Origin of the sequence: Hydrogenophaga bisanensis (assembly GCF_042665135.1) — a bacterium.
Classification (GTDB): Bacteria; Pseudomonadota; Gammaproteobacteria; order Burkholderiales; family Burkholderiaceae_C; genus Hydrogenophaga; species Hydrogenophaga bisanensis.
This window is the reverse complement of sequence record NZ_JBHTBX010000010.1, coordinates 1-21,890: the sequence shown is the minus strand read 5'-3', so window position 1 is coordinate 21,890 and position 21,890 is coordinate 1. Positions and strand designations below refer to the sequence as shown.

Genomic DNA, 21,890 nt, shown 5'->3' with positions numbered 1-21,890 from the left:
CTGCCTTACAGGTCCAGTTCGGCGTTGTGGAAGACATCCTGGACATCGTCCAGATCCTCCAGCACGTCCAGCAGCTTCTGCATCCGCTGCGCGTCTTCACCGCCCAGGGCAATCGTGTTCTCGGCGCGCATGGTGACCTCGGCCACCTCGGCCTTGAGTCCGGCCGCCTCCAGTGCGTTGCGCACCGCCTCGAAGTCGCTGGGAGCGGTCAAGACCTCGATCGAGCCGTCTTCGCCGCTGACGACATCCTCGGCGCCCGCCTCCAGGGCAATCTCCATGACCTGGTCTTCGCTGGTGCCCGGCGCAAAAATCAGCTGGCCGCAGTGCTTGAACTGGAATGCCACAGAGCCCTCGGTCCCCAGGTTGCCCCCATGCTTGGAAAAGGCATGACGCACCTCGGCCACCGTGCGGACCCGGTTGTCGGTCATGGTGTCCACGATGATGGCGGCGCCCCCGATGCCATAGCCCTCGTAGCGGATTTCCTCATAGGTCACGCCGTCGAGGTTGCCGGTGGCCTTGTCGACGTTTCGCTTGATGTTGTCGGCCGGCATGTTGGCCGCCTTGGCCTTGTCAATGGCCAGGCGCAGGCGCGGGTTCATGTTGGGGTCACCCCCGCCATTGCGCGCTGCCACGATGATCTCGCGGGTGATGCGTGTCCACACACGGCCACGCTTTTCATCCTGGCGACCCTTGCGGTGTTGAATATTTGCCCACTTGCTGTGTCCAGCCACGACTGAGTCCTTTTTACCGAACGGAATTTGGTGTAATGGTGCCGATTTTACTTTTGCGCAGACTGCGCCCGTCTGAACGAGGAACGACGCCATGGCCGACCCCTTGCTGATCGCCCGAAATGCGACCGCCCAATGTCATCTGCTGCCCCAGCTGGCCAACCGGCACGGGCTGATTACCGGTGCCACTGGCACAGGCAAGACGGTGACCCTGCAGAAGCTGGCCGAGGGTTTCTCGTCGATCGGCGTGCCGGTATTCATGGCCGATGTCAAAGGCGACCTGACCGGCATCAGCCAGACCGGACACATCGGCGAGAAGATGGCCAAGGTGCTGGCCGACCGCGGAATCGATCTGCCGGCTCCGGTGGCCTGCCCCACCACGGTCTGGGATGTTTTCGGTGAACAGGGTCACCCGGTGAGGGCAACCGTCTCCGACATGGGCCCTCTGCTGCTGGCCCGCATGCTCAATCTGAACGACACCCAGACGGGCGTCCTGAACCTGGTGTTCAAGATCGCGGACGACAACGGTCTGCTGCTCCTGGACCTGAAGGATCTTCGCAGCATGCTGCAGCATGTCGGAGACAACGCCAAGCAGTTCACCACCGAGTACGGCAACATCAGCGCCGCCAGCGTGGGGGCCATTCAGCGGGGCCTTCTGCAGATCGAGCAGCAGGGGGGCGACCGTTTCTTCGGCGAGCCCATGCTCGACATCCAGGACTTCATGCAGACGGTGGACGGCCAAGGCATGATCAACGTGCTGGCCGCCGACAAGCTGCTGAACTCCCCCCGACTGTACGCCACCTTCCTGCTGTGGATGCTGTCAGAACTGTTCGAGACCTTGCCCGAGATCGGCGACCCCGACAAGCCCAAACTGGTCTTCTTCTTCGATGAGGCGCACCTGCTGTTCAACGAGGCCCCCAAGGTGCTGGTCGAGCGGATCGAACTGGTGGTTCGCCTGGTCCGGTCCAAAGGCGTGGGCGTCTACTTCGTCACCCAGAACCCGCTGGACATCCCTGACAGCGTCCTGGGGCAACTGGGCAACCGCGTCCAGCATGCCCTTCGGGCTTTCACCCCCCGGGACCAGAAGGCGGTCAAGGCCACGGCCGAAACCATGCGGCCCAAGGCAGGCCTGGACATCGAAGCCGCCATCACCGAGCTGGCGGTGGGCGAGGCACTGGTCAGCTTCCTTGACCCCAAAGGACGACCGAGCGAAACCGAGCGGGTGTATGTCCTGCCACCGGGCAGCCAGATCGGTCCGATCACCGCCGCACAACGCCAGTCCCTGATCCAGAACTCGCTGGTCGCCGGCGTGTACGAGAAGGTGGTTGACCGGGAAAGTGCCCACGAAATCCTGCGGGGCCACGCCCAGGCCCGCATGCCAGATGAGGCCCCAGAGGGAACACCCAGGACACCCCGCGTGCCGGGTGGTCAGCCCGCGGAGGAGACATCCGGGGGCTTTGGCGGCATGGTCAACGAGGCGCTCTTTGGCCGGACCGGACCTCGCGGTGGACAGTACGACGGCATCGTCCAGACGATGGCCAAGACCGCTGCGCGAACGGTGGCCAGCTCTCTGGGCCGCCAGATCGTCCGCGGGGTGCTCGGCAGCCTGCTGGGCGGCAAACGCCGCTGAAGAAGCGATCCGCGCCCCATGAAAAAGCCCGGCCTGCGCCGGGCTTTTTGTGGGTTGAGTCGGGTCAGTCGGCGGTGGCCTCTTCGGGCTTGGCCTTGCCTTCCTTCTTGGGCAAAGGCTGGATGTCGAGCTTGACTTCCTGCGTTTCCTTGCCGTCGTCACCGGTCTTGACCTCCAGATCGACGGTCAGGCGCCCGCCTTCGGTCAGGCGACCGAACAACAGTTCATCGGCCAGCGCACGGCGGATCGTGTCCTGGATCAGACGCTGCATCGGCCGGGCACCCATAAGGGGGTCAAAGCCTTTCTTCGCCAGGTACTTGCGCAGGGTGTCGGTGAACGTGACCTCGACCTTCTTCTCGGCGAGCTGACCTTCGAGCTGCAACAGGAACTTGTCCACCACTCGCAGGATGATGTTCTCGTCCAGCGCCTTGAAGCTCACGATCGCATCCAGCCGGTTGCGGAACTCGGGCGTGAACAGGCGCTTGATGTCGGCCATCTCGTCGCCCGCCTCGCGCGGGTTGGTGAAGCCGATGGTCGCCTTGTTCATGGTCTCGGCGCCCGCGTTGGTCGTCATGATGATGATGACGTTGCGGAAGTCGGCCTTGCGCCCGTTGTTGTCGGTCAGCGTGCCATGGTCCATCACCTGCAGCAGCACGTTGAAAATGTCCGGGTGCGCCTTCTCGATTTCATCGAGCAACAGCACGCAGTGCGGCTTCTTGGTGATCGCCTCGGTCAGGAGTCCACCCTGGTCAAAGCCCACATAGCCCGGGGGCGCGCCAATCAGCCGGCTGACCGCATGCCGCTCCATGTACTCGGACATGTCGAACCGGATCAGGTCGATACCCATGATGTAGGCCAGTTGCTTGGCGGCTTCGGTCTTGCCGACACCAGTGGGACCACTGAACAGGAACGCACCGATGGGTTTGTCCGCCTTGCCCAGACCAGAGCGCGCCATCTTCACGCTGGCCGACAACACCTCCAGCGCCTTGTCCTGACCGAACACGACGCTCTTGAGGTCGCGCTCCAGCGTCTGGAGCTTGCTGCGGTCATCGTTGGACACATTGGCGGGCGGAATCCGGGCGATCTTGGCCACGATTTCCTCGATCTCACTCTTGCCGATCGTCTTCTTGCGCTTGGAGGGCGCCAGGATGCGCTGGGCCGCACCGGCCTCGTCGATCACATCGATGGCTTTGTCCGGCAGGTGCCGGTCGTTGATGTACTTGGCCGACAGTTCGGCCGCGGCCTGCAACGCGGCCACCGCGTACTTGACGCTGTGGTGCTCCTCGAAGCGGCTCTTGAGGCCTTTGAGGATGTCAATGGTTTCCTGCACAGTGGGCTCGACCACGTCCACCTTCTGGAAGCGGCGAGACAACGCTGCATCCTTCTCGAAGATACCGCGATACTCGGTGAAGGTCGTCGCGCCAATGCACTTGAGCTGCCCGCTGGAGAGGGCCGGCTTGAGCAGGTTGGACGCATCCAGGGTGCCCCCCGATGCCGCACCAGCGCCGATCAGGGTGTGGATCTCGTCGATGAACAGGATCGCGTGCGGCTTGTCCTTGAGCGACTTGAGCACCGCCTTGAGGCGCTGCTCGAAGTCACCACGGTACTTGGTGCCCGCCAGCAGCGCACCCATGTCCAGCGAGTAGACCGTCGCCTCGGCCAGAATCTCGGGAACCTCATTCTGGGTGATGCGCCAGGCCAGACCCTCGGCAATCGCCGTCTTGCCCACACCCGCCTCGCCCACCAGCAAGGGGTTGTTCTTGCGGCGGCGGCACAGGATCTGGATGGTTCGCTCCACCTCGTACTCGCGGCCGATCAGCGGATCGATCTTGCCGTCCTTGGCCGCCTGGTTCAGATTCTGGGTGAACTGCTCCAGCGGAGATTGCTTCTCGTTGCCCTTGGCTTCGGCGCCCTGCTCTTCGTTCTCGGCCGCGCTATCACCCGGCTTGGCCGATTCCTGCGGGTCGCTCTTGCGGATTCCATGGGCAATGAAGTTGACGACATCCAGGCGCGTCACGCCCTGCTGGTGCAGGTAGTAGACGGCATGCGAGTCCTTCTCGCCGAAGATGGCCACCAGCACGTTGGCGCCCGTGACTTCCTTCTTGCCATTGCCCGTGGATTGCACGTGCATGATGGCGCGCTGGATCACCCGCTGGAAGCCCAGCGTCGGCTGTGTATCCACCTCTTCGGTACCCGCCACCTGAGGCGTGTTGTCCTTGATGAAGTTGGTCAGCGACTTGCGCAGATCGTCGATATTGGCCGAGCAGGCGCGCAGCACCTCGGCCGCACTGGGGTTGTCCAGCAAGGCCAGCAGCAGATGCTCGACAGTGATGAATTCGTGCCGCTGCTGCCGGGCCTCGACAAAGGCCATATGCAAGCTGACTTCAAGTTCCTGGGCAATCATGGGCACTTCCTTTGGCGTCGAAGATGAGGAGTGAGGGTATTTCCAGCGTGCTGGCGATCAGTATCGGGTGGAAGAGTCCATCAGATGGGGAGTAGCTTCCCTTATTCAACAGGTTCACTCAGACATTGCAGCGGATGACCTGCCTGGCGGGAGGCCTGCAGGACGAGGTCCACCTTGGTGCTTGCGACATCCCGGGTGTAAACCCCGCACACGCCTTTGCCCTCCAGGTGGATCTTGAGCATGATCTGGGTCGCCGTTTCCCGGTCCTTTCCAAAAAAGTCCTGGATGATGAACACCACGAACTCCATGGGCGTGAAGTCGTCATTGAGCAACACGACCTGATACATCTTGGGCGGTCCCACTCTCTGGGTCCGCCGCTCAAGCACCACCGAATCGTCGCTGCCCGCCGAGGGCGGCGAAGCCGGCAAGTCGGGTTTTTTGGGTATCTGGGTAGCCATGAAAACCATTCTAGCGGCGACATGGCGACCACACCGTCACCCCGGATTCGTCGGCGGATCCTTGCCGTCTTCACCCTGGCCTCCTCTGGCTCTGGAACCCGCCGCTGATTGCCTATTCTGGGTGGCACCACAAAAAGAAAACCGCCGAGAAATCGCACTTCCCGGCGGCATTTCCGGGCATGACCGCCCGACACTCGTGGGGACGTGCCCCTGGTTGAACGGTCACATGTTTTCGATCATCACCTGCCCGAACCCCGAGCAGGAAACCTGGGTAGCACCTTCCATCAGGCGGGCAAAGTCGTAGGTCACCCGCTTGGACAGGATGGCCTGCTCCATGGACGAAATAAGGAGGTCGGCCGCCTCCTTCCATCCCATGTGGCGCAGCATCATTTCGGCGGACAGGATTTCAGACCCCGGATTCACGTAGTCCTTGCCCGCGTATTTGGGGGCCGTGCCGTGCGTGGCTTCGAAACAGGCCACTGAGTCGGAGAGGTTGGCGCCCGGAGCGATGCCGATGCCGCCCACCTGCGCAGCCAGCGCATCGGAAATGTAGTCCCCGTTGAGGTTGAGCGTGGCGATCACCGAGTACTCGGCAGGCCGCAGCAGGATCTGCTGGAGGAAGGCGTCGGCAATGGAGTCCTTGATGACGATCTTGCGCCCAGTCTTGGGATTGGCGAACTGGCACCATGGGCCGCCATCGATGGGCTGGGCACCGAACTCCTTCTGCGCCAGCGCATATCCCCAATCCCGGAACCCGCCCTCGGTGTACTTCATGATGTTGCCCTTGTGCACCAGGGTGACGCTGGGCTTGTCGTTGTCGATCGCATACTGGATGGCCTTGCGAACCAGGCGCTCGGTGCCCTCGATCGAAACCGGCTTGATGCCGATGCCCGAGGTCTCCGGGAAACGGATCTTGGTCACGCCCATCTCGTCTTGAAGGAAACGGATCAACTTGCGGGCCTTGTCGCTTTGCGCCGGATATTCGATGCCCGCATAGATGTCCTCCGAGTTCTCCCGGAAGATGACCATGTTGGTCTTCTCGGGTTCCTTCAGCGGTGACGGCACGCCCTTGAAATACTGGACAGGCCTCAGGCAGACATACAGATCCAGTTCCTGGCGCAGCGCCACGTTGAGCGAACGGATGCCACCGCCCACCGGCGTGGTCAGCGGACCCTTGATCGACACGACATACTCGCGCAGGGCATCCAGCGTCTCCTGGGGCAGCCACACATCCGGGCCATAGACACGGGTGGCCTTCTCGCCAGCGTACACCTCCATCCATTGGATCTGGCGGCGGCCGCCATAGGCCTTTTCCACCGCGGCATCCACCACCTTGAGCATCACCGGGGTGATGTCCACACCGGTGCCATCACCCTCGATGTAGGGAACGATGGGCTGATCCGGCACGTTCAGGGACATGTCGGCGTTGACGGTGATCTTCTGGCCTTGGTCGGGCACCTGGATGTGCTGGTACATGAAACCGGTCTCCGATGAATGCGATGTCGGTGGTCGCCTGCGCGAGCGTCAGGGCGGCGATGCCGGCGAATTCTAGACCCGAATGCTTGCCGGCCAAGGACTGGCGGGTCACCGAAGTTCCGCATGCCGCACAATGGCGGCGACCCAATCTGCCATCTATCCAACCCATGAAAAAACTGTTTGCCGGCTGTCTGACGCTCTTTGTCTCCTTGGCCTGGGCGCAGGGTGTGCCACAGACCCAGCTGCCACGCACCACCCTCAAGGCCGGCATGCACCTGATCCAGGCCCAGGTTGCCCAGACCCCGGAGCAACGTGCCACTGGCTTGATGTTCCGACAGGAGATGCCCGCCAACGAAGGCATGCTTTTTGTCTTCGAGCAGGCTGCCGTGCAATGCTTCTGGATGAAGAACACCTTGCTGCCCCTGACCGCCGCATTTGTGGCCGACGATGGCACGGTGGTGAACCTGGCCGACATGAAGCCGCAAAGCCTGGACTCGCACTGCTCCGAGAAACCCGTGCGCTACGTGCTGGAGATGCACCAGGGGTGGTTTGCCAAACGTGGCATCCAGCCAGGCTTCAAACTCATGGGAGCACCGTTCGCCACGCGTCCTTGAAAAGAGGTGACCGGGTCGAAGAAATGAAAAACGCCCCGTGTGGACCAGTACGCCGGGGCGTCAGCAGATTCGGCGGGTCCTCAGTATCGAGAACCCGCGTACCCACCATCAGGCCGACACAGAGGCCAGGGCCTCGTTGAACAGCTTGCTGGGTCGCATGATCTGGGCCAGCTTGTCGAAGTCGGGCTTGTAGTAGCCGCCGATGTCCACCGGCTTGCCCTGCACCTCGTTCAGTTCAGCAACGATGGCCTCCTCCTGCTCGGTCAGGCGCTTGGCCAGAGGTGCGAACTTGGCCGCCAGTTCGGCGTCCTCGCTTTGCGCAGCCAGCTCCTGGGCCCAGTACATGGCCAGATAGAACTGGCTGCCCCGGTTGTCCAGCTGACCCGTCTTGGGGCTGGGGTTCTTGTTGTTGTCCAGCAGCTTGCCCGTGGCCGAATCCAGCGTCTTGGCCAGGATCTTCGCCTTCTGGTTGCCGGTCTTGATGCCCAGGTCCTCCAGAGACACGGCCAGGGCCAGGAACTCGCCCAGCGAATCCCAGCGCAGATGGTTTTCCTCCACCAGCTGCTGCACGTGCTTGGGAGCAGAGCCGCCCGCACCCGTTTCATACATGCCGCCACCGGCCATCAGCGGCACGATCGACAGCATCTTGGCCGAGGTGCCCAGTTCCATGATCGGGAACAGGTCGGTGAGGTAGTCGCGCAGGATGTTGCCGGTCGCGCTGATGGTATCCAGACCACGGATGACGCGCTCGAGCGTGTAGCGCATGGCGCGCACCTGGCTCATGATCTGGATATCCAGGCCGGTGGTGTCGTGCTCGTGCAGATACATCTTGACCTTGGTGATCAGTTGCGCCTCGTGCGGACGGTACTGGTCCAGCCAGAACACCACTGGCATACCGGAGTTGCGGGCGCGCGTGACGGCCAGCTTGACCCAGTCGCGGATGGCGGCGTCCTTGACCTGGCACATGCGCCAGATATCGCCCTGCTCCACGTTCTGGCTCATCAGCACTTCGCCGGTGTCCAGATCGGTGATGTTGGCCACACCGTCTTCGGGGATCTCGAAGGTCTTGTCGTGCGAGCCGTACTCTTCGGCCTGCTGGGCCATCAGGCCCACGTTGGGCACGGTGCCCATGGTGCGGGGGTCGAAAGCGCCATGCCACTTGCAGAAGTTGATCATCTCCTGGTAGATCCGGGCGAAGGTCGACTCGGGCATCACGGCCTTGACATCCTTCAGACGCCCGTCGGCGCCCCACATCTTGCCGCCGTTGCGGATCATCGCCGGCATCGAAGCGTCCACGATCACGTCATTGGGCGAGTGGAAGTTGGTGATGCCCTTGGCGGAGTCGACCATGGCCAGCTCGGGGCGGTGCTCGTGACAGGCATGCAGGTCGCGCTTGATCTCTTCCTGCTTGCTCTGGGGCAGGGTCGCAATCTTGTTGTAAAGATCGACCATGCCGTTGTTGACGTTCACACCCAGTTCGTCGAAGAGCTTGCCGTGCTTTTCGAACGCTTCCTTGTAGAAGATCTTGACGCAGTGGCCGAACACGATGGGGTGAGAGACCTTCATCATCGTGGCCTTGACGTGCAGCGAGAACATCACGCCGGTCTTGCGGGCGTCCTCGATCTCCTTCTCGTAGAAGGCCAGCAGGGCCTTCTTGCTCATGTACATGCTGTCGATCACCTCGCGGTCGAGCAGCGCCACCTTCTCCTTGAGCACAATCGTCTTGCCGGATTTGGTGATGAGTTCCATCTTGACGTTGCGCGCACGATCCAGAGTCATGGACTTCTCACCGTGGTAGAAGTCGCCAGCGTGCATGTGCGAGACGTGAGAGCGCGAAGCCTGGCTCCATTCGGCCATGCTGTGCGGATTCTTGCGGGCAAACTCCTTCACGGCCTTCGGCGCCCGGCGGTCGGAGTTGCCTTCGCGCAGCACCGGGTTCACGGCGGAGCCCAGGCACTTGCCATAGCGGACCTTGATGGCCTTCTCTTCGTCGTTCTTGGGGTTTTCCGGGTAGTCAGGAATCTTGTAGCCCTTGGCCTGCAACTCCTTGATGGCGGCCACCAGCTGGGCCACGGATGCACTGATGTTGGGCAGCTTGATGATGTTGGCATCCGGCTTGAGCGTCAGCTTGCCCAGTTCGGCCAGGTAGTCCGGCACCCGCTGCTCTTCCGTCAGGTACTCGGGGAAGTTGCCCAGGATGCGGGCGGCCACCGAGATGTCGCTGGTGGTCACGTTGACGCCCGCAGGCGCCGCGAACGTCTGGATCACCGGCAGGAAGGCGCTGGTGGCCAGCAGCGGTGCCTCGTCGGTCAGGGTGTAGACGATGGTGGATGTCTGATTGCTCATGAAGGTGCTCCGGATGTCGTTGTGATGTCTGCATCCCGCCGACCATGGGTGTCGGTCGGCTGAATCGGAAGATCGTGGGTGATTTTGCTTTCAGTCCTCTGACCCAGGTCCTGATTTTTGATTCAATTTTCCATATTGCAAAATGAATATCAGAAATAGCGAAAAATTTTCGCACCGATGCGGGTCATAGGCGAAAAAAAACCCGGGGCAACGGCCCCGGGTTCTCTCAAAGTGCTACGAGCAGATCAGCCGAAATTCTTCTCGGCAAACGACCAGTTGACCAGCTTGTCCAGGAAGGTCTCGACGAACTTCGGACGCAGGTTGCGGTAGTCGATGTAGTAGGCGTGTTCCCACACATCCACGGTCAGCAAGGCGGTATCGCCCGTCGTCAGCGGCGTGCCTGCTGCGCCCATGTTCACGATATCCACCGAACCGTCGGCCTTCTTGACCAGCCAAGTCCAGCCAGAGCCGAAGTTGCCCACAGCCGACTTGACGAAAGCTTCCTTGAAGGCAGCGTAGCTGCCCCACTTGGCGTTGATGGCCGCGGCCAGCGCACCGGAGGGCTCACCGCCGCCGTTGGGCTTCATGCAGTTCCAGAAGAAGGTGTGGTTCCAGATCTGGGCCGCGTTGTTGTAGATGCCGCCGCTGGACTTCTTGACGATGGACTCAAGGTCCATGGCCTCGAACTCGGTGCCCTTCTGCAGGTTGTTGAGGTTGACCACGTAGGCATTGTGGTGCTTGCCATGGTGGAACTCGAGCGTTTCACGGCTGTAATGCGGGGCCAGATCGTCCAGGCCATACGGCAGCGGGGGCAGGGTGTGTTCCATGTGGGTTCCTCGTTGGTGGTTGTGACAGAGATGCATCTTCAGGGACATTGCCCCGGAGAAACCTCACATTGTAGGTAAGGCAAGGCTTGGCCGATGACCGGAGATCACTTCTCCGGATCGGCAGCAAGGACTTCCAGCGCTCCGTCGGCCATGGTGACATGCAGCCGATCGCCGCCGGCCACCTGAGCTGCCCTGGTGATGGTACGACCGGACATGTCGCTGACGTAGGCGTAGCCGCGGTCCAGCACGGTTTGGGGATCAAGGTGCCTCAGCGCCGTGGTGCATCGTTCCACGCGGCGCTGCTGCACCTGCAGGTTGTGCAGCATGGCCTCGCGCAGCGCAGGCGCGAGTCGATCAGTTCGTCGCCTCTCCCGCTGAATGGTCTGCTGGAGCAACCCATTCAACCGGTGCTCGATCGACAGCAAAGACTGGCGCGCCTCATGCAGCCGACCCGAGGGCTTTCCCAGGCGCTGCGCCAGACGATCAAGCCGCTGTGCGTTCAGATCCAGGCGCGCGTCCACCGACGCGGTCAGGCGTTCGGTCATCAGCTCCAGACTCGCCATCAACTGGTGTCGGGGCGGTGCACAAAGCTCAGCCGCTGCGGTGGGCGTGGGGGCTCGCAAGTCGGCGGCGAAGTCGGCGAGCGTGAAGTCCGTCTCATGGCCGACCCCGCAGATCACCGGCATTGGCGCCGCGACCACCGTCCGCACGACCCGCTCGTCATTGAAACACCAGAGATCCTCCAGCGAGCCGCCGCCCCTGACGAGCAACAGGACATCGCACTCTCCCACCGGGTGACGGCTGTAGGCCTGCCGCAGCGCACCGACGATCTCGTCCGGGGCCTGCGCACCCTGCACCGAGGCGGGATAGATCACCACCGGCAGGTGAGGGACGCGCCGCCGCAGGGCGGTCACCACGTCACGCAGGGCCGCCGCCCCCAGGGAAGTGACCACCCCGACGCTCCTCGGCCACACGGGCAGTTCGCGTTTGCGCCCGGGATCAAACAGTCCCTCGGCCTCCAGACGCGCCTTCAACCGCATGAACTGCTCGAACAGCGCACCCTGTCCGGCCGGCCGCATGCGCTCGACGATCAGCTGCAAATCGCCTCTTGGGCCGTAGATATCGAGCTTGCCCTCCACCTCGACCAACGCCCCGTCTGCCGGGTTGAATGACAACTGTTCGGCGGCCCGGCGAAACATGGCACAGCGTACCTGCCCCGTCGAATCCTTCAGGTTGAAATAGCAGTGACCGCTGGCGGCCCGCGAAAACCCTGAAATCTCGGCGCGCACCGTGACGGGATTGAATCGGGCGGAAAGACTGTCGGCGATCGCTCGCAGCAAGGGCCCCACCGCCCACACAGTGCGCACCAATGGCAGGGATCGGTCGCCAAACCCTTCAGACACGCGGCTCTCCGCGGGACACGTGTCCACAGGCCGCGAAAACACTGGGATTGAGGCCCAAAGCCCCTGCAAAGCCAAAGGCTTCACCGCAACCCGTTGATTTCAAAGCGTTTTGCACTGCCTGTTTTGTCATCAATCTGGTCAACCCCGCAGAAAGACTGGCTTCCCGGGATTTGTCCGCAAGGATCTTCACAAAGTTATCCACAGAAGATGTGCATACCGCCCGGAGCGTGAAATATGCCGCAGAGTAAGCCTGTCCCGGCACCTGCCCGAGGCTGGGTCATAATCCGAAAGCTTACTTTCAATACCGCCGCAACCTCCTGCGGAACGTCGACGGAGCTTCGTTTTGCTGTCCATCATACAAGCCGCTGGCTGGCCCATCTGGCCTCTGATTCTGTGTTCCATTCTGGGCCTGGCCTTGGTCATCGAGCGGTTTATCAGCCTCAAGTCTTCCCGCATCCTGCCGCCCAAGCTGCTCGATGAAGCGGTCATGGTGTCACGCAACGGCATTCCGACGCCCGACGTGATCAAGCAGCTGGAGCAGAATTCGGTGCTCGGCGAGGTACTCGCCAGCGGATTTCGGACCTTCCAGGGCGACCCCAGGGCCAGTGAAACCGACCTGAGGGCCAACATGGAGGCTTCAGGGCGCTTGGCCGCCGCCAAGCTTCAGAAGTACCTGGGTGCCCTGGCCACCATAGCCTCTGCCGCCCCTTTGATCGGACTGCTCGGCACCGTGGTGGGGATGATCGAGATTTTTGCCTCCCAGGGCGGCGATGGCGGCATGGGGGCTGTGCCCGGTGGCGGGGACCCCACACGCCTGGCGCATGGCATCTCCATTGCGCTGTACAACACCGCGTTTGGCCTGATCATCGCCATCCCGGCGCTCATTTTCTGGCGCTACTTCCGTGCGCGCGTCGACCAGTACCTGCTGGGCATGGAGGTCGCCGCCGACCGATTTGCCCGCCATCTGCTGAGTCTGCGCAAGTGAGCCGGGAGCGTTCGTCATGAACTTTCGCCAAGGCACACGGGATGAGCCGGAGATCAATCTCATTCCGTTCATCGATATCCTGCTGGTGGTTCTGATCTTTCTCATGCTGACCACCACCTACAGCAAGTTCAAGGAATTGCAGGTCAACCTGCCGGTGGCGGACGCCCAGACGCCCCGCCAGAATCCCAACGAGATCATCGTGGCCGTGGCCAGTGACGGTCGATACGCGATCAATCGGGAGTCGGCCGACGGCACTTCGGTCGACAGCCTGCAGCGTGCCCTCGGCGTCGCCGCGTCCGGCATGAAGGACCCGGTGGTGATCATCAGCGCGGATGCGGCCGCCACCCACCAGTCGGTGATCAACGTGATGGATGCTGCGCGCCGGGCTGGCCTGGTCCAGATCACCTTTGCCACCCAGCAAGGCAACGGCCGATCCGGCCGCTGACCAGCTGGAGGTGCCGCGCCGAATGCGTTCCTCCACCGCAGCTCACTGGACCTCGACCTGGCAGAAGGCCACCCAGACCAAGGGTTGGCAGGCCCGGCTGCTTTGGCCGGTGTCCCTTGTTTACCAGGTGCTCGCCCGTCGCCATCGTCAGCGCTATCTGGCTGACCCCCGCCGAATCGAGCGCATGCCCGTGCCCGTGATCGTGGTGGGCAACATCGTGGTGGGGGGTGCCGGCAAAACACCCACCACCCTCGCCCTCCTCCGTCACCTGAGGTCACGCGGCTGGCGCCCTGGCGTGGTGTCCCGAGGCTACGGCCGCAGCGCAAGCGACGTACTGATGCTGCCGGATACCCCGGATCCTGCCTTGCATGGGGACGAGCCATCCCTGCTGAAGCAGCTCGGTGGCGTACCGGTATGCGTGGGTGCCCGGCGGGCGGAGGCTGGTCGCCAGCTCCTGCTCGAGCACCCCGAGGTCGATGTCATGGTGTGTGATGATGGTTTGCAGCACTTCCGCCTGGGGCGGGATCTGGCGATCGCGGTGTTTGACGATCGGGGTGTCGGCAACGGCTGGCTGCTGCCGGCCGGACTGCTTCGTGAACCCTGGCCTCCGACCCAACTGGATGCCTTGTCGCCCCACCTGGTCCTGAGGATCCGGAGCGACGCATCCGCGCTCCCCCCTAGCCTACCCGCTCCACGGTCCCTCCCGCAGTTTGAAGGTGCCCGTCGGCTGGCCCAGCAGGTGCGCTGGTCAGATGGCTCGGTCAGCGATCTCTCGGGGTTGCAAGGACAGCGGGTGCATGCCCTGGCAGGCATCGCACGCCCGGAAGGCTTCTTCTCCATGCTGCAGAAACAGGGCCTGAGCCTCGGCCAACAGCTGTCCCTGGCCGATCATGCGGACATCGGCGCCCTGCGGGAAGGCATCAAAGATCTGCAGGGCATGCTGCTCTGCACGGAGAAAGACGCCGTCAAGTTGCTTCCTGCCTGCCAGGCCCAGCCCGTGCCCGGACTGCGCGTCGGCTCGGTGCGCCTTGAAATGGACATAGAGCCAGATTTCTTCGCAGCCATCGACCGGCTCCTGCTGGAGCAGGGGCACTGTCCGCGACTATCATCACCGGATGGACAACAAACTGCTTGAAATGCTGGTCTGCCCGGTCACCAAGGGGCCCCTCATCTTCGACCGGGAACGACAGGAGCTGATCTCTCGCAGCGCTCGTCTGGCCTACCCGATCCACGATGGCATGCCGATCCTTCTGGAGCATGAGGCCCGCACCCTGAGCGACGAGGAGCTGGACAAGCTGCCCACACCGCCCCGGGCGCCATGAACACGCCAGCGTTCACGGTTCTGATTCCCGCAAGGCTGGCCTCCTCGAGGCTGCCCGGCAAGCCACTGGCGGACATCGGGGGCTTGCCGATGGTGGTCCGTGTGGCCCGACAGGCCCAGCAAAGCGGTGCCCACCGGTGCGTGGTCGCGACCGATGACATCAGCATTGTCCAGGCTTGCGCCGAGCACGGGGTGGATGCGGTACTGACACGACCCGATCATGAGTCCGGGAGTGACCGACTCGCCGAAGCCTGCGAGAGGCTGTCGCTCGACCCGGCCGAGCTGGTGGTGAACGTTCAGGGTGACGAACCGCTTGTGGCCCCGGATTTGATTGCGTCGGTGGCCAGAGAACTTGCCATGCGCCCGGACTGCGTGATGAGCACCGCAGCCCACCCGCTGAGCAGCTGGGATGAGTTTCTCAACCCGAATGTGGTCAAGGTGGTGATTGACCTTCGATCGACCGCGCTCTATTTCAGCCGAGCACCCATCCCCTGGTGGCGCGACGGTATGAATCCCGTCCCAGACCAGGGCCCACTCCCATCGCCGGCACCCTTGCGCCACATCGGCCTCTATGGTTACCGCGTCGGGTTCCTGCTTGGATTTCCGGCGCTTGGCAAAACGGGGCTGGAGGCCTGCGAGTCCCTGGAGCAGCTTCGGGTGCTGTCGCATGGCGAGCGCATTGCCGTGCATGTGACCCCGACCGCAGGTGCTCCGGGGGTGGACACGCCCGAAGACCTTGAAAAGGTGCGCGCCATCGTCGCGGCCGGGCCCTCTGGCCACCCATCTGTGTAAGCCTGCGTGGGGGGAGCCCATGCTATCCTTGACCCGATTTGGCCCGGAGGGCCGGGAGCGTTTGCCCGACTTGAAGGCCGCCCCACCAGAAATTGACATCCAAGACGAAGGAAACCGATGAGACTCATTCTCCTGGGCGCGCCTGGCGCGGGCAAGGGCACGCAAGCCACGTTCATCTGCCAGAAATACGGCATTCCGCAGATCTCCACAGGCGACATGCTTCGTGCTGCGGTCAAAGCCGGTACACCGCTGGGCCTTCAGGCCAAGGCGGTGATGGAGTCTGGTGGGCTGGTCAGCGACGATCTCATCATCAACCTCGTCAAGGAACGCATTGCCCAGCCCGACTGTGCGAACGGCTTCCTGTTTGACGGATTTCCGCGGACCATCCCGCAAGCCGATGCCATGAAGGCAGCCGGTGTCAAGCTCGACTATGTGCTGGAAATCGATGTCCCTTTCGACGCCATCATCGAGCGCATGAGCGGACGGCGTTCCCACCCGGCATCGGGACGCACCTATCACGTCAAGTTCAACCCGCCGAAGGTCGAGGGACATGACGACGTCACGGGTGAGCCGCTGGTTCAACGGGACGACGACAAAGAGGAAACTGTCCGCAAGCGTCTGGACGTGTACAGTGCGCAGACCCGCCCGCTGGTGGACTACTACCGCAACTGGGCCAGCCAGGATCCGGCAGCTGCCCCCAAGTACCGGGCCATCAGCGGAATGGGCACAGTGGAAGACATCACGTCACGCGCCCTGGCTGCCCTGGCGGCCTGAATCGCCCGACCGCGCACCCGTGAAGACCCGGCCTGGCGCCGGGATTTTTTGTGCCACCAACAAGTTCAGGCCGGTGACGAGCGCAAGGGGTAGGCCTTGCCGTCCACAAACAGGTATTCAGCGCGCAGCAGGGCCTCTCCCCGCTCGTCACGAAGACCGAAACCCACCACAGACAACGGGGTACCGACGGCGACCTCACCAACCTGCCACTGCCCCAGCCGGAACAAGGGCGCCAGTTCGACGTTCCAACGTCGATCGCGGCGACGTGGCAGCGTCGCCTTGGATAACACCGCAACCGCATCCACCGGTGCCGACTGGGCCGGGATGGTACGCCGTGCCAGATCGGCCGGCAGCGTCAGGCCATCGGCCAACTCCAGCACAAGTTCGGCATGGGGGTTGCGCCACCGGACCTCGACCGCACGCCCTTCCAGGTACAACGGCCTGTCCTGATCGAAGCTGCTCCAGCCATGGTGGGCCAGCGCCTGCCCGGACCACCCGGTGATCCCGCTGACCGCACACAGTCGCAGGCATTGACGTCGATTCATCCGGCATTCTCCTCAGACATAGGCAATCCAACGTCCGCAGCCCAGGATCAGCAACCACAGCAAAGCGGACACCACCAGCTGCAGCTTGGCCAAGGCGTCCAGGCGATCCAGCGACTGTCTCCCGTGAAACCAGCCCGCATTGCATCCCGCCAGAACCAGCAGCAGCATTTTCGCTGTGAATATCTGGTTGGTCAGGAGTTCCTCAGCCTGAGAGGCAAACATCAGCAGACCACTTCCACCCGCCAATGCAAACCCAGCCAGCGCCAGGGAAAGCGACAGTTTGGCCAGCGGACGCACCTCCAGCGACTGGCCTGCCCCGAAGACCCGCATTTCCAGCAAGGCCAGATTGCCAAGCAGCAAAGACACACCCAGCAGGTGAATGACCTCCAGCATCGGGTAGGCCCAGGGATGAATAACGAGCGCGTCGAGCATTCAGGCGGCCTTGAGGATGTCCAGCGCCAGTGACAAGCGTGCTTTCAGGGCCGACGGCGATGCCAAGGGCATCGACGACGCGCCGCCAGGCAGCACACGACCCCGGACGCACCGGGTACCGCGCCAGACAATCACTCCCCTGGCCTGGGCTTCGTCCAACGCGTCGGCCAGCCTGGCGTGCAAGGTGCCGTTGCCTGTCCCGGCCACCACCAGGCCGCGCAAAGGGGGTGCCAGGGTGTCGTTGAGCATCGCCCTGACCACATGACCATCCGCATCCGCATGACTGACCAGCAGTTCCACCCTGGGCAGCTGGTCGGCAGACCGGACAGCGGGCCAGAGACCCTCGTCAGCCTGTCCGGGGTTGGGCGACCAGAAAACCCGCAACTGCCCTTCTTCCACCACCCCGATGGGTCCGGCCTCGCCAGAATCAAATGCATCGGTCCGGTAGGTGTGAATCTTGGTGACATGCTCGGGCGCATGAACCAGGCCGGCACAGACCACAGTCACACCAGAGACGCGGCCATCCAGGACCACCGAGACGGCATCCGCGAGATTCTGCGGACCGTCCGGAACCAGTGCCGAGGCGGGCCTCATGGCGCAAGTCAGCGCCACAGGTTTTACCGGATTAAGCACGTGGTGGAGGAACCAGGCGGTTTCTTCAATGGTGTCGGTGCCGTGGGTGATGACCACACCTTGAACATCATCCCGACCGACATGATGGACCACCCTGTCGGCCAGGCGCTTCCACAAGGCGAAGTCCATGTCCTTGCTGTCCACCTGGGCCACCTGTTCGAGCTCGACAGACACATTGGCCAGTGACGGAATCGACGACACGAGCTCGGACACGGGAACCTGTCCAGCGGTGTATCCCACGTTATCGCCCGCCCGTTGCGCACGCCCGGCGATGGTGCCGCCAGTCCCGAGAATGACCACTTTGCCTGGGTTGTGATGAAGGGGCACTTGTGTTTTCCTAAAAACTGTTGAAAAATACAGTTACTGGATACGCAACCAGTCTAACCATGAGGTTCACATGCCAGAACTGCCGTCCTACTCGCCCAAGCTTACAGCCCGCCAGCAGCAAATTCTGGAACTCATCCAGTCTGCCATCGCGCGGACCGGTGCACCGCCCACACGCGCTGAAATCGCCAGTGAGCTGGGCTTCAAGTCGGCCAATGCGGCTGAGGAACATCTGCAGGCGCTGGCACGCAAGGGCGTCATCGAACTGGTCAGCGGCACCTCCCGCGGCATCCGTTTGAGAAGCGAGGACCTTCGGTCGATCAATGCTGGCCGAAGCCGCCAGCTCGCGTTGCCTGGGTTGGCCCAGTTGGCCCTTCCGCTGATCGGCCGGGTGGCGGCCGGCTCGCCGATTCTCGCGCAGGAGCATGTCGACCAGACCTATCACGTGGAAAGCAGCCTGTTCGCCCGACAACCCGACTATCTGCTGCGGGTTCGCGGCATGTCCATGCGGGATGCCGGGATCATGGACGGTGATCTGCTCGCGGTGCAGGCCACCCGTGACGCGCGCAACGGTCAGATCGTGGTGGCTCGTCTGGGCGACGATGTGACCGTCAAGCGATTCATGAGACATCCCGATCACATCGAGCTGATCGCGGAGAACCCCGACTTCCGCAACATTGTGGTCAGTCCCGAAGAGCCGTTCGAGATTGAAGGCTTGGCCGTTGGCCTGATCCGCAACAGTTTTCTCGTCTGACCAGCTCAGACCCTCCTGCCTCGTAGGTGGCGGGCGTTTGGCAGCCATTGTGGCGGCCAGACCCTGCGTGGCAGGCCTTTGCCCAATCTCGCCTATGTACAACCCCTGACCAGGAGTTTCACATGGGATTTCGATTCAAGGCCAGCAGCTGGCGCGCTCCCCTGCAGATCATTGACAGCTTCCTTCCACAGCGGGGCGTGCATGTCACACCCAGGCCGCCCGGGAATGAGCATGCAGCTTTGCGACTGTTCCGCAAGGCGGGCTGGCTGGGGGGACACCCAATCCCCGCCGTGGCTGCCAACGATGTGTGTTTTGCCAAGGCGTCCCGCGCGGCCGAAGCGGTTTCCGGTCGGAACTTGCGCCCTGTCCGTGTCGTGCGCGTCGCGCAGGGTGCCGATCTTGGGGGGCAGGAGACCAGGCTGGTCATCTCCGGGCGCATGAGCGATGTTTGCGCAGAGCTTGACCGACTGGCAGCCATGGAGTCAAGGATGGCATCGGCCTGATCTCTCGGACGGAGCAGCCTGACGGATGTCTGCGCACACGCGGGCACAATAGTGCCCATGAACATTGTCATTCTCGACGACTATCAGGACGCGGTGCGCAAGCTTCGGTGTGCCGACAAGCTGGAGCCCTACCCTGCGAAGGTTTTCACCAACACCGTCAAAGGGGTCGGGCAGTTGTCTGTTCGCCTTCGTGACGCCGACATTGTGGTGCTGATCCGAGAGCGCACACTGGTGACCCGCCAACTCGTCGAAAAGTTGCCACGGTTGAAGTTGATCGTTCAAACCGGGCGGGTGGGCGCACACATAGATGTCCAGGCCTGTACCGAGCGGGGGATTGCGGTCTGTGAAGGTGTGAGCTCACCTGTCTCCACCGCAGAGTTGACCTGGGCTTTGGTCATGGCGTCCATGCGCCGCATTCCCCAGTATGTGGCCAGCCTCAAGCACGGGGCCTGGCAGCAATCGGGACTGAAGGCGGCCTCCATGCCCCCCAACTTCGGGCTGGGCGCCGTCGCGCACGGACGTACCCTTGGCATCTGGAGCTATGGCCGGATCGGCTCGCTGGTCGCGGGTTACGGACGCGCTTTCGGCATGCGCGTTCTGGTCTGGGGCAGCGACGATGCGCGCGCTCGCGCGCTGGCCGACGGCTTCGAACTGGCGGACAGCCGCGAGCACCTCTTCGAGACATCCGATGTGCTGTCGCTCCACCTTCGGCTCTCGGAGCGCAATGCAGGATGCGTCACCCTGGACGATCTTGCGCGCATGAAGCCGACATCGCTGCTGGTGAACACGTCTCGCGCAGAACTGATTGAACCCGAGGCCTTGCTGACGGCTCTCAACCGTGGCCGCCCTGGAATGGCGGCCATCGACGTCTTCGAATCGGAACCGATTCTTCAGGGGCATGCGCTGCTGCGCCTGGAGAACTGCATCTGCACGCCGCACATTGGGTACGTGGAACAGGACAACTACGAAACTCTGTTCTCATCCGCGTTCGACAACGTGGTCAACTTCATCAAGGGCACACCCACCAATGTGGTCAACCCCGGTGCGCTGCAGGTCAGACGCTGAGCGCAAGCATCCTCACTTCTTCGGCGGCTCCGGCTGGTCATTCGCCGGCGGAACGAAGTCGAGGAATTCAAAGTCCAGCATGTTGCTCAGACCGGACGACTGCTCGCGTTGTGATGGTGATGTCTGTGCTGAGGGCTGAACCGGCGACGTGATCTCGGGCAACGACGCTTCGAAAGCGGACAACTCCGCAAGCGCATCCAGGTCCACGTCAAGACCGATGTTGCTGGATATCGGCGGGGCATACTTCATGGGCTCTGTAACCCGGTCACCGTCGACCCGCATCGCCGAAGGCTCCACCAATGCAGATGGCTGAGCCTTCAGGGGCTTCATGGCGGTGTGCTGAAAGTCGTTCACGACCCCGTCTGCGCTGTCGTCCTCCTTGCGCACCTGCACGATCTCCTTGGCCACGGCGTGCAGGAACAGCAACTCGCGATAGGCCTCCAGATCGAAGACCTCCCCGTCGGTCGCCTGTGAGTCCCTGAAGATGGACCGTTCGATCAGGTCAAGGACCTTCTGCTGCGGCCAGAGTGCCTGGATGCGGCTGAAGGCCGTCTCGTAGGACTCCAGACCACGGCTACCCTGGGTGAACTGATCGTATGGCGGGGCCCCCGCATTGAAGACCTGATTGAAATCTTCGCGCAGCGCCTCGTAGTCGTCCCGACGTCCGAGACTGTGATAGATGTTGAGCAGATCCAGATAGGCCAAGGGACTGGGTTCGTGGCTCTCCTCCAGATGATCCTTCAGGATGCTGATGGCTTGCTCATGCTGGCCCAGCGATACGAAAAAGTCCGCCTGCTGTTGCACATCGAACAACTCCTCGGTGGCCACCGAGCGCCCTGGTGCGGTACCACTGGGTGCGAAATCCCTCCGCAGTTCGGCATCGGCCAGCGGCTTGGCCGCGGCGGCCCCCGGCCCTGCAGCAGCCACCTGTGCCTGATCAAAGGCGGAATCTTCATCCAGACTCAGGTCGAGATCAACCGGCACGGGCTTACGCGCACGCAGACTGACCGGCAACCGGGTGGGGCCTTTTACGATGGGGCGCTTTTGCGCCGGCACCTCGGCATCCGCAGGTGTCCTGGCCTCGTCACCCACCCACCAGACAGGCGCGCGCCCTCGAAACAGGTTGCGACGCCAGATCCATACGCCCGCCACGAGCACCGCCAGCAGTGCCCCACCGAGCATCAGGCTGAGCGAACGAAACCAAGCTCCTTCGTCGACCTTTGACTGAAGAGCAGCCACCTGTTCCTGGCTGCGGGACATCTGCTCCCGCAACGCCTTGGTTTCAGCTTCAAGCGCGGCCAATCGCCTAGGGAAGGTCTGCATAACCCTGCCGCCACCCGCGTGATGTGAGACATTGCCGACATGAAGCAAATGAGCCTGGGCGAGAGCGGATACGAGCGCAAGACCAAGCGCACGCGCAAGCGCGAGTTC

The 21,890-nt window shown here is 62.7% G+C and carries 22 protein-coding genes; 11 read left to right on the top strand and 11 right to left on the bottom strand.

Annotated features, from left to right (window positions below):
- Window positions 1-5 precede the first annotated feature (5 nt).
- Window positions 6-731: a YebC/PmpR family DNA-binding transcriptional regulator gene (locus ACFQNJ_RS14485; RefSeq protein WP_374639851.1), complete on the bottom strand. Its 726-nt coding sequence runs from the start codon at window positions 729-731 to the stop codon at window positions 6-8.
- A gap of 91 nt (window positions 732-822) precedes the next feature.
- Here ACFQNJ_RS14485 and ACFQNJ_RS14480 point away from each other — a divergent pair, with 91 nt between their 5' ends.
- A complete protein-coding gene (locus ACFQNJ_RS14480; RefSeq protein WP_382258844.1) occupies window positions 823-2,358 on the top strand; it encodes a helicase HerA-like domain-containing protein in 1,536 nt (511 codons plus the stop codon).
- A gap of 64 nt (window positions 2,359-2,422) precedes the next feature.
- On the opposite strand, the gene clpA is transcribed toward ACFQNJ_RS14480, so the two are convergent.
- The 3 genes from clpA to icd all read right to left on the bottom strand — a co-directional run bounded on the left by clpA (window position 2,423) and on the right by icd (window position 6,696).
- Window positions 2,423-4,762: an ATP-dependent Clp protease ATP-binding subunit ClpA gene (gene clpA, locus ACFQNJ_RS14475; RefSeq protein WP_382258841.1), complete on the bottom strand. Its 2,340-nt coding sequence runs from the start codon at window positions 4,760-4,762 to the stop codon at window positions 2,423-2,425.
- Window positions 4,763-4,863: 101 nt separating this feature from the next.
- Window positions 4,864-5,220, bottom strand: coding sequence for an ATP-dependent Clp protease adapter ClpS (clpS, locus tag ACFQNJ_RS14470; protein ID WP_374639854.1), 357 nt, complete (start codon window positions 5,218-5,220; stop codon window positions 4,864-4,866).
- Between the two features lie 222 nt (window positions 5,221-5,442).
- Window positions 5,443-6,696, bottom strand: a complete 1,254-nt coding sequence (gene icd, locus ACFQNJ_RS14465) for an NADP-dependent isocitrate dehydrogenase (protein WP_382258838.1) — start codon at window positions 6,694-6,696, stop codon at window positions 5,443-5,445.
- A gap of 167 nt (window positions 6,697-6,863) precedes the next feature.
- Here icd and ACFQNJ_RS14460 point away from each other — a divergent pair, with 167 nt between their 5' ends.
- The gene (locus tag ACFQNJ_RS14460; protein WP_382258835.1) at window positions 6,864-7,310 is read left to right on the top strand and encodes a DUF192 domain-containing protein; all 447 of its coding nucleotides are present in this window, start codon (window positions 6,864-6,866) and stop codon (window positions 7,308-7,310) included.
- A 108-nt stretch (window positions 7,311-7,418) separates the two neighbouring features.
- On the opposite strand, the gene ACFQNJ_RS14455 is transcribed toward ACFQNJ_RS14460, so the two are convergent.
- The 3 genes from ACFQNJ_RS14455 to xseA all read right to left on the bottom strand — a co-directional run bounded on the left by ACFQNJ_RS14455 (window position 7,419) and on the right by xseA (window position 11,886).
- Window positions 7,419-9,656 carry an NADP-dependent isocitrate dehydrogenase gene (locus ACFQNJ_RS14455; protein ID WP_382258832.1) on the bottom strand — a complete coding sequence of 746 codons (2,238 nt, stop codon included), beginning with the start codon at window positions 9,654-9,656 and terminating at the stop codon, window positions 7,419-7,421.
- Between the two features lie 245 nt (window positions 9,657-9,901).
- On the bottom strand, window positions 9,902-10,483 hold the full coding sequence (locus ACFQNJ_RS14450) for a superoxide dismutase (RefSeq protein WP_374639859.1): 582 nt from the start codon (window positions 10,481-10,483) through the stop codon (window positions 9,902-9,904).
- 104 nt (window positions 10,484-10,587) lie between these two features.
- Window positions 10,588-11,886, bottom strand: coding sequence for an exodeoxyribonuclease VII large subunit (gene xseA / locus ACFQNJ_RS14445; RefSeq protein ID WP_382258829.1), 1,299 nt, complete (start codon window positions 11,884-11,886; stop codon window positions 10,588-10,590).
- Between the two features lie 343 nt (window positions 11,887-12,229).
- On the opposite strand from xseA, the gene ACFQNJ_RS14440 reads away from it, so the two are divergent.
- The 6 genes from ACFQNJ_RS14440 to adk all read left to right on the top strand — a co-directional run bounded on the left by ACFQNJ_RS14440 (window position 12,230) and on the right by adk (window position 16,203).
- Entirely contained in the window at window positions 12,230-12,871 is a 642-nt protein-coding gene (locus ACFQNJ_RS14440; RefSeq protein WP_374639861.1) for a MotA/TolQ/ExbB proton channel family protein, read from the top strand.
- Window positions 12,872-12,887: 16 nt separating this feature from the next.
- Window positions 12,888-13,316: an ExbD/TolR family protein gene (locus ACFQNJ_RS14435; RefSeq protein ID WP_382258826.1), complete on the top strand. Its 429-nt coding sequence runs from the start codon at window positions 12,888-12,890 to the stop codon at window positions 13,314-13,316.
- A gap of 22 nt (window positions 13,317-13,338) precedes the next feature.
- Window positions 13,339-14,451: a tetraacyldisaccharide 4'-kinase gene (gene lpxK / locus ACFQNJ_RS14430; protein WP_382258823.1), complete on the top strand. Its 1,113-nt coding sequence runs from the start codon at window positions 13,339-13,341 to the stop codon at window positions 14,449-14,451.
- Window positions 14,432-14,638 carry a Trm112 family protein gene (locus tag ACFQNJ_RS14425; protein WP_374639864.1) on the top strand — a complete coding sequence of 69 codons (207 nt, stop codon included), beginning with the start codon at window positions 14,432-14,434 and terminating at the stop codon, window positions 14,636-14,638. The genes lpxK and ACFQNJ_RS14425 overlap by 20 nt, the downstream gene beginning before the upstream one ends.
- A complete protein-coding gene (gene kdsB / locus ACFQNJ_RS14420) occupies window positions 14,635-15,429 on the top strand; it encodes a 3-deoxy-manno-octulosonate cytidylyltransferase (RefSeq protein ID WP_382258820.1) in 795 nt (264 codons plus the stop codon). The genes ACFQNJ_RS14425 and kdsB overlap by 4 nt, the downstream gene beginning before the upstream one ends.
- Before the next feature lie 117 nt (window positions 15,430-15,546).
- Entirely contained in the window at window positions 15,547-16,203 is a 657-nt protein-coding gene (adk, locus tag ACFQNJ_RS14415; RefSeq protein WP_374639866.1) for an adenylate kinase, read from the top strand.
- A 65-nt stretch (window positions 16,204-16,268) separates the two neighbouring features.
- Here adk and ACFQNJ_RS14410 read toward each other — a convergent pair whose 3' ends face one another.
- Genes ACFQNJ_RS14410 through ACFQNJ_RS14400 form a run of 3 tightly spaced genes read right to left on the bottom strand, consistent with a single transcriptional unit; the run spans window position 16,269 to window position 18,113 of the window.
- Window positions 16,269-16,748, bottom strand: coding sequence for a DUF6152 family protein (locus ACFQNJ_RS14410; protein ID WP_382258817.1), 480 nt, complete (start codon window positions 16,746-16,748; stop codon window positions 16,269-16,271).
- Between the two features lie 12 nt (window positions 16,749-16,760).
- Window positions 16,761-17,180: a hypothetical protein gene (locus ACFQNJ_RS14405; protein WP_382258814.1), complete on the bottom strand. Its 420-nt coding sequence runs from the start codon at window positions 17,178-17,180 to the stop codon at window positions 16,761-16,763.
- A complete protein-coding gene (locus ACFQNJ_RS14400; RefSeq protein ID WP_382259046.1) occupies window positions 17,181-18,113 on the bottom strand; it encodes an asparaginase in 933 nt (310 codons plus the stop codon).
- Between the two features lie 97 nt (window positions 18,114-18,210).
- Between ACFQNJ_RS14400 and lexA the strand changes: the two genes are divergently transcribed.
- The 3 genes from lexA to ACFQNJ_RS14385 all read left to right on the top strand — a co-directional run bounded on the left by lexA (window position 18,211) and on the right by ACFQNJ_RS14385 (window position 20,459).
- Complete coding sequence (lexA, locus tag ACFQNJ_RS14395; RefSeq protein WP_374639870.1) at window positions 18,211-18,891, top strand: transcriptional repressor LexA; 681 nt, start codon at window positions 18,211-18,213, stop codon at window positions 18,889-18,891.
- Window positions 18,892-19,013: 122 nt separating this feature from the next.
- Entirely contained in the window at window positions 19,014-19,394 is a 381-nt protein-coding gene (locus ACFQNJ_RS14390; RefSeq protein WP_382258811.1) for a hypothetical protein, read from the top strand.
- Between the two features lie 57 nt (window positions 19,395-19,451).
- A complete protein-coding gene (locus tag ACFQNJ_RS14385; protein ID WP_382258808.1) occupies window positions 19,452-20,459 on the top strand; it encodes a D-2-hydroxyacid dehydrogenase family protein in 1,008 nt (335 codons plus the stop codon).
- A 12-nt stretch (window positions 20,460-20,471) separates the two neighbouring features.
- On the opposite strand, the gene ACFQNJ_RS14380 is transcribed toward ACFQNJ_RS14385, so the two are convergent.
- A partial coding sequence (locus tag ACFQNJ_RS14380; RefSeq protein WP_382258806.1) for a type IV pilus assembly protein FimV occupies window positions 20,472-21,890 on the bottom strand: 1,419 nt, incomplete at its 5' end.